Source organism: Gluconobacter sp. DsW_058 (assembly GCF_002153615.1).
In the GTDB taxonomy this organism is placed as follows: Bacteria; Pseudomonadota; Alphaproteobacteria; order Acetobacterales; family Acetobacteraceae; genus Gluconobacter; species Gluconobacter cerinus.
Genome location: NZ_JOPH01000025.1, coordinates 1 through 13,281 on the forward strand (window position 1 = coordinate 1; position 13,281 = coordinate 13,281).

Sequence of the window (13,281 nt, forward strand, 5' to 3'; positions counted from 1 at the left end):
CACGTCTTTGCTGACCAGAAATCACAGACGGGACTGTTCATCCGAACTTTCGGTATCACCCGGGCCACCATGAGGATCGGACTGGCCAATATCGTCTATAATATGCGCCGTCTTCTCTTCCTCGAAAGATTGAGTGCGAGCGCGTAGTCATTCAGCGGGGCGGCAGTCCCCGATCTGCTCAAAACGCAGATCAAAAGCGACCCAAAGAACCGTCAATCAAATCGCCAAAAGCCTTAAATCGTGAGCCAAGCGCATCAACCAACCGTTCTTCGATCCCTCCGGGTGAGTCCAGAATTAATCGATGCTGTTCGCGCAATGGGTGCAACACGAGCAAAAGTCTTGCGCTCTGTGCTCATCCCGGAGGCATTGCCTGGTCTGGTTTCTGGCTTGACCAGTGACACTGGTTAGCCTGATCAGTGGCGTCCGCCATGGCAGGTGTTGTTGGTGCAGGGGGGCTGGGAGATCTGACAATTAGATACGGATATCAAAGATTTAATACTGTCATGATGTTATGGGTCGTGAGTATTCTTGTTGCATTGACGATTATCGTTCAGTTGTGCGGGAATATATTTTCTGCACGTTTGAAAGCATATAATCGTTAGTCTCAGAGTATATAACCACAAGATGACGGATGCTGATCGGAAGATGGCTCGCGGACGAGTAGATAATTTGACGCATCAAAGATGGCATGAATACGACGCTTTACACAGGTGATGAGGAAAATAGACATCCGCTGCCCTTTTGAACAGTCTTTTCCTGCCCAATGGCTGCTGAGAGGTCGTGAGTATGCCGCGGACTGGCTTAGCGATGCGCTTTGTAAGAAAAAGGGGTCAAACCCTGCATTCCAGAACGGAAATTTCGCGGGGAACCGAGTAAATACGACAAGCGGAAATATAAACGCTGCAACCGCATCGAGATTATGTTCGGAAGGCTCAAGGACTGGTGGCAGGTCGCAACCTGCTACGACAGATGCCCGACCGTCATCTTCTGGCTATGAGTCCTATATTTAATGCAAACATTCACTTAACAGATAGCATCTCAGATGGAAATCTATCAACTCCAAAGGCAAACCCTTGGGTAAAATAGGTCTGTGCCAATCGCCGCACCGTCCCTTGTAATGGACAAGGTGGCCTTATTCTCGGTGGAAAACGCCTTCCATCTTATTTCTTTTTGTTCTTCTATCGAAATAAATTCTTTCCAAATATTATGTATGATACGCGAAATCTCTTGATCAACATCTTGATATCTTGCGGGTAAGTTCGTTCTCTTATAGCCTTTCCGCCACCATACGTTTGCCAGTTCGGCGCCATGAGGGGCCCCCGTTTCATTGGGACCGATGTCGCCGAAAAGATATTTGTGGACGGGCTGAAGTTTGCTCAGTGCAAGGGCGTAGCGGGTCGTCGGGTTTTGAAAGACAAGATCCCCTGCGACTGCACGCCATATTCCTAGAGGGTCATGGTGGGGCAGGGCATCCCGATAGCGGTTCACGATATCCGTCCCACTCAGGCCGAGAGGCTGTACTCTTGGGTCCAGTAAGCGCGCAGTATCTGTAAATGTGAGATGCGAGTGCACGCTGGAATGGGACAGATATTCCGCCGATGTCGTGCCGATCATAACTGGAACCTGCGTTACCAGTCCTTGGACAGCGGCTGTTTCTGGATCAAGGGGTAAGGACGCAGCGTCAATGACTGGCTGGAAGGGAATTCCTACAATTGTCACTCGCCCGTCTCGAGTGAAGTCATGCTGTTCGTAGGATTCATTGCAGATCTCTCGCTGAGCAGCGAGAAGCTGATGAATGGGTATCTCTTCGAGGATTTGAAGTGATGGCTGGCCGAGACGTTTGAGAAAGCGTTGTGTCGTCAGGCGTGCGTCTTTGTATGGTAGTACCGCCGGGGTAGCTCCGGACTGGATCATGGTCCGGGAGAACAATCCTTTTGCCGCAGGCATGGCCATAAGAGTGGAAACGGCAAATCCACCCGCAGATCGCCCGGCCAGAGTGACGCGTTCGGGGTCTCCCCCAAAGAGGGCGATATGCTTTTGAACCCACTCCAAAGCCTTGATGATATCAAGTAGCCCGCGGTTTTCGGGTGCGGCATCCAGACTTAAAAATCCCAGTGCTCCCAATCTGTAATTGAGAGTTACTTCAACAATTCCGCTAGCTGCGAAGGCACCTGTCTGAAGGAGTGGTTCGTTTCCAGAACCGACGGCGTATCCGCCTCCGTGTAGCCAGACAAGAACGGGAGCTTTTCCCTCCCGGGCTGGACTACGGATATTGAGGGTTAGAAAATCCTCACCGGCATCCAGCATGGATGTGGCCCCTTTCCCAACAGGTCCATAGGTTGGGATCTGTGGGCAGACGGCACCAAGGCGGTGAGCGGATCTCACACCGGTCCAGGGTGCAACGTCCTGAGGTGCTGCGAACCGATTTCCAGGAACAATAGGGGCGGCATAGGGAACGCTCAGGAATGTCAGAATTCCGTTTTCTGTGAAGCCTTCTATCGCGCCACTTTCGATCATAATCTGCGTCATGAGAGGTTCCTTCACTGCTTTATCCGCCGACGGCCCGACGAAGATTGATCAGACGTTCAATGATGATGATGGGTACCAGACTGAGGAGCACCACGAGGACTGAGAGCGACGCGACCTGCGGGTCCGTCCGGAACTGGATGTACTGATAGATGGCGAGTGGCAGCGTAACGGCTCTATGGCCTGCAATGAACAGGGCGATAACGGCTTCGTCGAAGGAAAACAGGAATGCGATCAGAAATCCGGTGATGAGGTGTGGCCTGAGTGCGGGTAGAATGACACGGCAGAAACTCTGCCAGGGCGAAGCGCCGTGAATGCGAGCGGCTTCTTCTAGTGTGCGGTCCAACTGTGCAATCCCGGAGGACACAATGCGCGTCGTATAGGGCAGTGTGATGCTGATATGGGCCAGAATCAATCCTGTCAGCGTGTCCAGGAGGCCAAGCGGTTGCAGGGTCATCATCAGTCCGACCGCCAGCACGATATGGGGCATCAGCATTGGAGAAAGAAAGAACCACTGCACGCTTTTCCGTCCCGGGAAGTGGCCTCGCACCAGTGCAAAAGCCGCGCTCGTCCCCACAATCAGGGAGAGCCCCGCAGAGCATCCTCCGATTAACAGACTGGTTTTTCCAGCCTGAAGGAAAAGGGGGTTATGCAGCACCCTGGCATATGAAATCAGGGAGAAGCTCGCGGGTGGAAAGCTGAGGTAGGGACGTGTATCGAACGACACGATCAGCACGATAATCAATGGTGCGAGCAGGAACAGGTAAATCAGGCCAATCAGAAGATGCCACGCCATCCTGACGGTTCGGTCTTGTTTCATGACTGGCTCTCCACGCGCTGAAGAATTCTCTGATAGAGCGCCACGAATATTCCGAAAAAGGCCAGGAGGGTAATGGACAGGGCACCGGCAAATGGCCAGTCCAGAGCTATGGTCGTCTGATTGAAGATTTCTGTTGCAAGGACAAAGACGCGCCCTCCGCCCATCAACTGAGGTGTCACGAGTGAGCTGATTGCGAGAACGAAGACAAGCAGCGAGGCTGTCATCAGTCCTGGCAGGGAGAGAGGCAGCAAGACGCGCCAGAAGACCTGAAGGCGACGTGCCCCGAGGAGGGAGGCCGCCTGTTCAAGCTCCGCATCCAGACGGCTCAGGTGGCTGAGGATGGAAATAATGCCATAAGGCAGCAGGATCTCCACCAGCGCGACAACCGTGGCAAAGGGACCGTTATCCAATCGTGTGGGCTGCGCCAGAATGCCAGCCCACACGAGGGTCGTGTTAATGAGGCCATGCCGCCCGAGGATGACCATCCAGCCGTAGGTCCGGATGACTGTGGATGTCAGGAGGGGAGCAATGGCCAGCGCTGTCAGGGTGCCTCGCCAGCGGCTTTGCGACCGGGCAAGGAAAAGCGCGACGGGAAAAGCCATTGGGACGGTAATGACAACACAGAGCAGCCCAATGAAAATCGTGCGCCCAATGACCCACCAGTAAAAACTGTCCTCGAAGAGTCGGACATAGGCGTGGAGGGAGAGTGTATGTCCGGTCGTAGGCTGGAGAGACGTCTTGGCCAGCCAGAGGAGCGGGAAGACGAATGTCACGACAAGGGCCGCAACACCCGGAAGGATGAGCAGAGCCTGCAGCCAGGACGGCTGTTTTCTGACAGGCACCCTCATGAACTTGGATGGCCTGAAGTGAGGGCATCGGAGACAGGCTCCTGAAGGACTGACATGTCGCTGGCCTGCCAATACAGGTCAACGATGTCTCCCATCTGGGCTGGTTGACCCTGATCTTCCTGCTGTTCAACGGTGAGCGTTACATACCCGACACGGACCAGATAAGTTCGACGTTCACCCGTATAAACAACGTTTTCGACCACACCCTGGCAGCATGTTTCGAGACTGTTGCCCAGTCTGATGCGATGGGGGCGGATCAAGAGGGTTCTGCGACCTTTCCAGCCTTCGGAAAAGCCAATGAACAGTGTGCCGATGCCTTCCGCATGGATACGTTTGCTATCGACCCATACAGCCTCGATGAAGTTGCTGCGTCCCACGAAAGAGGCCACGAACCGGTTTGCAGGACGAGTATACAGATCTGCCGGTGTGCCAAACTGTTGGAGGCGTCCTTCCGACATGACGGCGACCTGATCCGCAATGGACAGAGCTTCGTCCTGATCATGCGTGACAAAGATGGCTGTGATCCCAAGGCGTTGCTGGAGCGCACGAATTTCCGTGCGCACCGTATCGCGCAACCGGATATCAAGATTGGCCAGCGGCTCATCCAGCATGAGAATGTCAGGTTCGATGGCAAGCGCCCGCGCCAGTGCCACTCGCTGCCGTTGTCCGCCGGAGAGTTCGGTGATGCGCCTGTTCTCCAGCCCGGTCAGGTGCATGAGAGAGACCAGTTCCGCTACACGCCGCCGGCTCTCTTCCCCTTTGATCCCCCGGACATCCAGGCCAAAACTGATATTGCGGGCGACGGAGAGGTGAGGAAACAGGGCATAGGATTGAAATACCATTCCCATGTTGCGTGCGTGAAGAGGGGTTTCCGTCATCTGACGCCCCGCAACGTGCAACTGTCCTAAATCGACCGGGGTAAGGCCTGCAATCATGCGGAGCAGGGTGGTTTTTCCGCATCCGGAAGGGCCCAGCAAGGTCAGCATCTGCCCGCGTTTCAACGTAAAGCTGACGTCATCGACGGAACGCCTGTCTGCGCCCGGAAATTGCCTAGTGAAGCCGCTGACGGAGAGATAGGCTGGTGTTGAGTCTGTTTCAGCCACTGATGACCTCACGTTGAATACGGCGGATCCAGCTATTGTAGTGCTGGCTAACGAAGCCCCAGTCGAGATGCATTTCACGGCGTGCTGTCTCTGGTCGGCCGAAAATTGCTTCGGATGTCTCGTCTGACAGCACAACCTGACGGTTTACAGGCCCATAAAACGCGACATTCGCAAAGGCTGTCTGCACGTCCGGGGACAGTGCATGTTCAATGAAGGCCTGCGCCAGTCTGGTGCGTTGCGGAGGGGCCGTCAGATTAAGCGTATTGATCTGCGCGACGCTGCCTTCAGATGGAACGACAGCACGCAGCGTATCCGGATTGTCCCGTGCAAGCATCTGACCACGGCCGTTCCATCCGACACCCAGGGCAATCGTCTGGGCCAGCGTCAGGGTGTAAATGTCGGGCTGTGCGTTCCAGGTCGCGACATAGGGGGAAAACTGCCGCATGAGGGCCAGTCCCGGCTCGATGCTCTGCCTGTAGTCCCCTCCGGCCATGCGGGTCAGAAGCGGAAGGAGTACAACGCCACGCGTATCCTCGACAGGCATGGCGATCTGGTCCGTCAAATCGGGCCGTCCAAGTTCACGCCAGCTTTCCGGAGGACGCGTCAGAACACGGCTGTCATAAATGAGCGACAGATTATCCCGTGAGAATGCGACGCCATTCATGGCATCGAAGCGTCCCCAGTCTGGAATGTCGCGCAGGCTCGGAATCTCTTCTTCCCGTAAAATGGAAGTCAATCCTTCCTGTTTGGCAAGAATAGCGACCGATACATCCGCAATGGCGACATCAATCTGGGGTGCTTCCCGTTCCAGCCGTAGCGCTGCAAGAAGCTGTGCAGAATTGATGATGGGACGGTACGTCACGCGGACGCCCGGCATGGCGCGTTCGAAACTGTTGATCACGATGGCCTGAAATGCTTTCTGGAACGGTCCATGAAAGCCGGCTACCGACAATTCCAGATCGCCATCCGCCGCCCGTGCATGTCGCCATGCGGGCAGTGTTGCCAGACCGCCAAGAACCTTGCGGCGCGTCGTGAAGTGGGGAGCGGTTGGCATGAGCCGCGTCAGACCTCTGGTGTCCATGTGTCGCGATACAGGCGCAGCCAGTTCTGTCCGAGAATTTTCTCGATTAGCCCTGTGGACCACCCACGGCGCATCATCGCGGCTGTCAGGTTGGGTGTTTCTGGGATGCTGGCAAAGCCCGCTGGCTTGCGGATCGTGGTACGGCCAAATTCTGTCAGCTGACGTCCATATCCCTTGTCCCGGTTCGCCCAAAGCAGCCACGGGCCAGGGCGGGGATGTCCTGTACTGAAATCGGTACCCATCGCAATGTGGTCTTCACCCACGATGTTCAGGACATGCGTCATGGCATCCAGATAATCATCGATTGTCGCATCATTCCCCGCACGCAATCCGGGAGAGAACAGGCTGACACCCACGATGCCGCCTTTTTCAGCACAGGCCCGGAACAGATGATCTGGCTTGTTGCGTTTCACATCGCGAAGCGCGCGTGGCAGCACATGTGAAATACAGACCGGGCGTCGGGAATGCTCAATCACGTCGGCTGACGTCAGGTCGCCTACGTGACTTAGATCGCACAGCACGCCATGGCGGTTCATTTCATGAAGAACCTCGCGTCCGAAGCCTGTCAGGCCACTATCACGTTCTTCAAGATAGCCAGCGCCTGAATAGTTCTGGGTGTTGTAGGTCAACTGCATGGTATTGACGCCCAGCAGTTTGAAAAGCCGTACATAATCCAGACGGTCTTCCAATGGGGACGTGTTCTGCCAGCCGATACTGATCCCTGTGCGATTGGTGCGTTTGGCGGTCTCGATATCCGCGACGGAGCGGATTGGGATGATCAGATCTGCATTTTCAGCAAAGTGCCGCTCCCAGGTTCGGACATACGCCATGCCCTCACTGAAGTTCTCCCACAGCAGGGACGCAGCATTGACAACGGTCAGGCCGCCGGCACGCATCTGTTCAAAGATTTCGCGGCTCCAGGCACAGGTCTGAAGGCCATCAATCACGATGCTGCGTTGGTGCAGCTGAAAGGAATCCTCGGTCATGCGTTACTCTTCACCTTTGTGGATGTGCCGTTGACAATCTGTTCGGGGTGCCATTCATCCCCAAGGAGTTCTGGTCGGTCGAACTCACGGAAAATATTCAGCCAGTCCTGGCTGTTTTCGCGCAGGAAAGATGCTGCGACACCATGGACCAGCCTTTGAACAGCCTCATCCATCGCGGGTGCGCCACTCGTGAGCTTGCCATGGCTCAGCACAGAGGCAAAGCACAGACAATAAATCCGGGATAACGGCTCTTTGTCACTGTCTTCGCGTGCAACGAACGAAAAATCCGGTGCCAGATACGGAGATTGGCCGAGAGATTTACTCTCTTCTCCGGCTGGAGGCGTATAATGATCGTCCCAGAGGCTGATCTTGGACGCAAATGAGGAAAGTTCTGGTCGAGATGTAACGTCACAGGAAAAACCGGTCGCAAAAATCAGAAAATCCAGCTCCGTTTCACCATGAGGCGTTGTGACGGTTAACGCAGATGCTGTTTCTTCGACCGAGAGCAGGGGGGCATTCACATGCAGTCTTGCATTCTTGTGCCTGAAAACCCGGCGCGTACTGTCGCGTGGGGGAGGGACTGGCGCATCAAGCCCAAGGCGCATCATCTCCCATTTTACTGCGTCTGGCAGGCCAACATATCCCATGACCAGCCCATCACTGCTGATCCCGGTGAACTTGTCCACACTTGGGAGGGCTTCGCGACGGACGAAAAGGTCAACGCCAGCAGCGCCAGCCTCCAGAGCGCTCGCAGCGTTGTCCATTGCAGAGGCGCCTGCTCCTACGACCCCAACACGCTTTCCAGCAAGCGCTGTGAAATCGATCATATCGGCGGAGTGGGCGCAGAACCGGGAGGAGATCCCACTGGCAACAGAAGGAAGGGATGGGGCGCCCAGTCCGTCTATTCCTGTTGCCAGTATAACGCGTCGGGCCAAAACTGGAGTGCTTTCTCCTCGCACTGTAACCCTGATGAGCCCATCGTCCTGCGGGGCAATATCTGTGACGTCCATTCCGTTACGAACTGGTAGATCCAGAATGCGTCGATACCAGATGAGGTAATCCATCCACTGTGCGCGTGGAATTTTGTTTAGGCGTTCCCACGCCGCGTTACCGAACTGCGCTTCAAACCAGGCGCGAAACGTCAGGCTGGGAATGCCCAAAGCCGGGCCGCAGGCAGATTTCGCTGTACGGAGTGTCACCATGCGGCCGTAGGTGACCCATGGGCCTTCTGTGCCTTCAGGAGCGCGATCAAGGCAGATGATTGAACTGATGCCACGAAGCCGTAGAGCCGCAGTCGCCGCGAGCCCGATCATGCCTGCGCCGATGACCACCATGTCATAGGTTGGTTCAGGCGCATCATGGAGCGGAAGCACCCATGGCTTTGCCGGGAGGTTCAGATAATCCAGATCGCGGCGAATACGGGCTTCAAGCTCCTGAAGATCGAGCGCTGGCGCTGTTGTGGTGGCCTCAATTCCTTTTGGCATCTGGTGCTCCTGGCTCGGTCTGAAAAAGGCGTGTGTGAAGTTTTTCGAGCGCTTCGGGTGGGTGCCGGATGAAATCTGGCAAAAGGGCACGCGCTGTAATTTCGATCTGTTCGATGAAGCGCAGAATGCCGCTATCAGCTGCCGAAAACGCCGGTGTCAACACGCTCCACGCCCAGGGAATATGTTCCACAATAGGCCGCACGACCGTACCGCCAATGGGAATGCCGTAGGCTGTTACAGGCTCTACAATGGCCACTCCCAGTTCCTCACGGGCACTCATGACAGCATTCAGGGATGTATTGGTTTCTATCCTGGTGAACGAGCTGTTCCCGGATGCCTGAAGAGCTGCGTCGATCGTACGTCGCAGCCGAAAGGGATTTCCTACGGTCAGAACCTGCTGGGTATGCAGTTGACGAAGAGAAAGGCTGTCGGATTGGGCAAGAGGGTGATCCTCATGCAGAACGGCCACACAGGATGCTTCTCCAATCCAGTGAATGTGCAGATTGGTATCGTCGATGGGCAGGGTCGCCAGACCGACATCAACACTGCCATCCGTCACGGAGCGGACGACCTCATCGGCTGGCATGCCTTTGAAAGACATTGAAATGTCTGAACTGCATTGCATCAGACCGGAGATGGCCCGGGGAACAAGACCGCCAGAGAGTGCAGATGTGGCGCCGCATGTAATCCGGCGATGGTTTCCACCTGCAGCGATTTGTCTGGCTTTCTCCTCAATGTTCTTCAGTCCGATGAAGGAGCGCTTGACCTCATCATAAAGGAGCCGTGCTTCCTGCGTAGCATGCAGCCGCGTCCCGTTCCGCTCGAAAAGGGTAAAGCCAAGTGCTTTTTCCAGTTCCATAATGAGACGGCTGACAGCAGACTGCGTGCGCCCGAGATGACGTGCCGCGCCTGTCATGCTGCCGATCGAAAAGACAGCATGAAAGGCTTCGATCTGACGTCCTGTAATCATGGTTTCAAAATCCGAGGGTGATTGATGTTACCGCTGCAAATCCACCCCCGAGATAATAGCTGGGTGCAGTGCCTGCGATGGACGTCCCATAAATACCTTTTGTGGTCTTGGCATTTGTCCGAACCGTATAGGCGCTGGACAGGTAGTTGCTATCACCGAGGTTCACAAGATTCAGCTGGATCGTCGGGCGATGGATGAAGTGGTAAGTCTTCATGCGGTACCCCAGCGTCATATTGGCCGTCTTGTAAGCGGGGATACTCTCATCATTCATAAACGTTGAGTATTGTGAATCAACGTAATTGAAGAATACGTTGCCGAAAAACTGACCGTCATCATAAGATATGCCTGCAGATGCCGAAAATTTCGGTGTCAGAATTGCACTCTTCCCTTTGGTTGGGAGAAGATCGTTTCCAACAGCAAGGTTGTTGTCGATCGTTGCATGGAGATACTGCCCCGAAACGTATGGGCTCAAATGATGCCAGGGACGAAGGGAAATCTCGACCTGCGCTCCGCGCGTCGTTTGGCCGCCTGCATTGATGAGGTTTGTCGTCAATGCGCCATCAACATAAACGGATGTCGAAATCTGCCGGTTTGTGAAATTGTAGTTGAAGAAGCCAATGGAGGCATTGATAAGACCAGTATGACGATATCCAATTTCTTCGGAAATGGAGTATTCATTCTTGAGGTCAGTTTTTCCAGCCGTCGATATCTTTCCGGTCGAGACACTGAAAGCGTCATAATACGGTACGTCTGACATTGGTGCGTGGAAATTTGTTACCGCGTCGATGAAAATCTGATTGTTTTTGTCAATCTTGTAGCTGGCCTCGAAACGCGGCAGCGGAACTGCGCTATTTGTTCCCCAACGATAGGTCGCACCTGGAATGTTGTTTGTTCCGGATCGTGCCAGAAGCACAGCTTTGAACCCAGCGGTCAGATCAAGCCGATGATTCAGTAGAGACAACCCGTCCTCAATGAAGAAGCCATTGACCTGCTGCATCATGTGGAAATTCTTGGTCGCCAGGATGGAGCCGTTTTGAGTGCGGATATTATTATTGATGATGTCACCTGCCGCACTGACAGGAGAGTAATCGTAGAGGGAGTTTTTGGTCAGATTGCTGTACCAGTAACCAACCTTGAGAGTATTTACGCCTGTCTTCAGCGTGAAATGACCTGAGAAGCCCGTATTGAAGCTGTTGGAGCCTGCAATTGCTGCGGCCACAGCTTTCCCGTTATAGAGCGTAGGGAAGCTGACGGTTCCCGCAGACTGGTTGCCAAGATACAGGCTTCCAGGTGTCAGGGTCGTCCCACTTGGGACCGACCCGCTCATCCACTGATAGTAGGGGGCGATATCAGCCGTCAGACCTTTTGCAAGCGTAAAGTGGCTTGGAGCGCTGATCATCATTGAAGAGCGCTTATATTGATAGAGTCGGTAATAGGTTGTGCTGCCTGGGGTATATTCGCCAGAATAATTGTAGGATTTTCCGTACTGCTTCCATTGCGCAAGAGACAGATATCGTGTTGGGGATTCGTCAATCGTATTCCAGGTAAAGACTGCTGAGGCTCGATTGTCTGCGCCCCATTCTTTTACCGCTTTGGAATCGACATGGTAGCGACGGTTCGTTCCTGGCCCGCGCCAGTTATTGTTGCGGGTATACGAACCAGACATGAATGCCCGGACACCGGAATGGCCGATTTCTCCACTATCCAGACGCAAAAAATCCTTGTTCGTCGCATGCGTGCCGCCTGAAAGCGATAACAGTGCGCTGGCTTTGTGACTGGGGTCCAGCAACGTTTCGGTAATCTGGCCACCACCCGCATTATAGACCGGAGCGGCAATGTCGCTGCTTCCCTGCGCCAAATCGACACGACCAATATTTTCCGTATCTGCCCATTCGGACGTATCAGCGATCCCATAAATGGGATCGCCTGCGGGCATTCCCTCAAACACCAGACCGATTTCTGTCTGGTCCAGACCACGAACGGTAATGCTCGTATGGTCCGCGAGACCCAGGGGATCAGAATTGGCTACAACAGCCCCTGGGGACATCTGAAGCAAGTTAAGTGTGTTCGTGGTCGGGGACTGCTTCGCAATATAGTCTCGTGTAACCCCGCTCTGCATGCGTGGAACTGTCTGAACCGGCATGAGGCCTCCGCCCGGTGTCGTATTGGTCACACCTGCGGAGAGCGTCTCTGTTCTGACGTGAATTTCTTCCGCTTTGCTGATCGGTACAGGCGCGCGCGTTGCGGTCGCCTTCTTCGGCACGCGGGAAGGAATGGGCTGTCTATGCATGACGTCATGATCGGACGGTTGCTCATCTGCAGCCTGAGCAGTGCCCCCTAATGTCAGCAGAAGGAGGGTCAGAAGTGCTGGAAACTCACGAGATGCGGACATGGCGGAATCCGGACGAAAAGGTTGGAGGAAACAGGCCCATTCGCATTTTGGCTGAACTCATTAATCACTATATTAAAGAGTTTATTGCCATAAGCTACTCACTGAGTCGTATATAATGTTATCGCATGACGCAACGAGATTAATGATCTAAACTCATTCTTATTCACGATCACTCTTTCATATTGTCAACGTAAGGAACAAAAATGACCGACGAGCAGCCATCGAACGTGGGGACGATCCAGGTTTTTTATGGAATCTCGTCGCCATGGGCTTATCTTGGGATGCCAAAGCTGCGTGAAATTGCTCGGTCGGAAGGCGTATCACTTGTGCTCCGACCAATTCGGATCATCCAGAGTAATGGCGGAATCCCTTTGCGGGAGCGCCCCACTGCCCGGCAGAATTATCATGTGGTTGAATTGACCCGCTGGCGGAAGTTTCTGGATATTCCGCTTAATCTGAAACCGAAATATTATCCCTGCAGAACTATAGAGTATGCGGCTTGTCTTGTTATTGCCGCGGGTCTCAAAGGCTATGACGATGTCGCTTTGTCGTGGGCGATTCAATCCGCATTATGGGCCCATGATCAGGATATCGCAGATACGAATACGCTTGAGGGTATTGTTGAAAACGTACTCCATTGCGACACCAAAGAACTCTTAGTCTTTTCCCAAACGCCAGAAGTGTACGCTGTATGGGAAAAAAACCTGTCTGACGCAGAACAGCTTGGTATCTTTGGTACTCCTACTTACGTCGTTGGAAACGAACTGTTCTGGGGGCAAGACAGACTGGACTTTGTGCAACGAAAAATTCGTGGGAGATGTTGAAACGAGAATATGTCTCTTACCTCAGTAATCGTGTTTGAGGAGTGGAACCAAGACGCCACGACAGGCCTGTTTTGAGGACAGAATTCGCAGCTCTGATAATATGACGTGTTATAGCGACGACCACCCGCATACGTGGCTTACGCCGCTGTTTCATGCATCTGGCAACAGCTTTTTAGGTCGCGTTGACAAAAGGCCTATACGGTCTGCCTGAGATCTGATTCACTTTGTATCTGTAGGACAGCAAGCA

10 protein-coding genes and 2 pseudogenes are annotated in these 13,281 nt (G+C 54.0%); 3 read left to right on the forward strand and 9 right to left on the reverse strand.

The features are described 5' to 3' along the window. Positions 1-273: 273 nt before the first annotated feature. A pseudogene (locus HK24_RS05730) lies at positions 274-602 on the forward strand (ABC transporter permease subunit); the annotation flags it as partial. 156 nt (positions 603-758) lie between these two features. Further along, positions 759-997, forward strand: a pseudogene (locus HK24_RS05735) (IS5/IS1182 family transposase); the annotation flags it as partial. Between the two features lie 56 nt (positions 998-1,053). Here HK24_RS05735 and HK24_RS05740 read toward each other — a convergent pair. Genes HK24_RS05740 through HK24_RS05780 form a run of 9 tightly spaced genes read right to left on the reverse strand, consistent with a single transcriptional unit; the run spans position 1,054 to position 12,210 of the window. Further along, the gene (locus tag HK24_RS05740; protein WP_233126131.1) at positions 1,054-2,529 is read right to left on the reverse strand and encodes a carboxylesterase/lipase family protein; all 1,476 of its coding nucleotides are present in this window, start codon (positions 2,527-2,529) and stop codon (positions 1,054-1,056) included. Between the two features lie 19 nt (positions 2,530-2,548). Next, a complete protein-coding gene (locus tag HK24_RS05745) occupies positions 2,549-3,346 on the reverse strand; it encodes an ABC transporter permease (protein ID WP_233126132.1) in 798 nt (265 codons plus the stop codon). Continuing rightward, positions 3,343-4,194, reverse strand: coding sequence for an ABC transporter permease (locus HK24_RS05750; protein WP_086633677.1), 852 nt, complete (start codon positions 4,192-4,194; stop codon positions 3,343-3,345). The genes HK24_RS05745 and HK24_RS05750 overlap by 4 nt, the downstream gene beginning before the upstream one ends. Continuing rightward, positions 4,191-5,297, reverse strand: coding sequence for an ABC transporter ATP-binding protein (locus HK24_RS05755; RefSeq protein WP_086633678.1), 1,107 nt, complete (start codon positions 5,295-5,297; stop codon positions 4,191-4,193). The genes HK24_RS05750 and HK24_RS05755 overlap by 4 nt, the downstream gene beginning before the upstream one ends. Further along, positions 5,290-6,351, reverse strand: a complete 1,062-nt coding sequence (locus HK24_RS05760) for an extracellular solute-binding protein (protein WP_233126133.1) — start codon at positions 6,349-6,351, stop codon at positions 5,290-5,292. Before HK24_RS05760 ends, HK24_RS05755 begins: the two co-directional genes overlap by 8 nt. 8 nt (positions 6,352-6,359) lie before the next feature. Continuing rightward, positions 6,360-7,364, reverse strand: coding sequence for a membrane dipeptidase (locus HK24_RS05765; RefSeq protein ID WP_086633680.1), 1,005 nt, complete (start codon positions 7,362-7,364; stop codon positions 6,360-6,362). Then, positions 7,361-8,848: an NAD(P)-binding domain-containing protein gene (locus HK24_RS05770; RefSeq protein ID WP_086633681.1), complete on the reverse strand. Its 1,488-nt coding sequence runs from the start codon at positions 8,846-8,848 to the stop codon at positions 7,361-7,363. Before HK24_RS05770 ends, HK24_RS05765 begins: the two co-directional genes overlap by 4 nt. Further along, the gene (locus HK24_RS05775) at positions 8,832-9,818 is read right to left on the reverse strand and encodes a LysR family transcriptional regulator (protein ID WP_086633682.1); all 987 of its coding nucleotides are present in this window, start codon (positions 9,816-9,818) and stop codon (positions 8,832-8,834) included. The genes HK24_RS05770 and HK24_RS05775 overlap by 17 nt, the downstream gene beginning before the upstream one ends. A 4-nt stretch (positions 9,819-9,822) precedes the next feature. Then, positions 9,823-12,210 (reverse strand): TonB-dependent receptor, encoded by a 2,388-nt coding sequence (locus HK24_RS05780; protein ID WP_086633683.1) that lies wholly within the window; start codon positions 12,208-12,210, stop codon positions 9,823-9,825. Positions 12,211-12,413: 203 nt separating this feature from the next. Here HK24_RS05780 and HK24_RS05785 point away from each other — a divergent pair, with 203 nt between their 5' ends. Beyond that, positions 12,414-13,034, forward strand: coding sequence for a 2-hydroxychromene-2-carboxylate isomerase (locus HK24_RS05785; protein WP_086633684.1), 621 nt, complete (start codon positions 12,414-12,416; stop codon positions 13,032-13,034). The last annotated feature ends 247 nt before the right edge of the window (positions 13,035-13,281 follow it).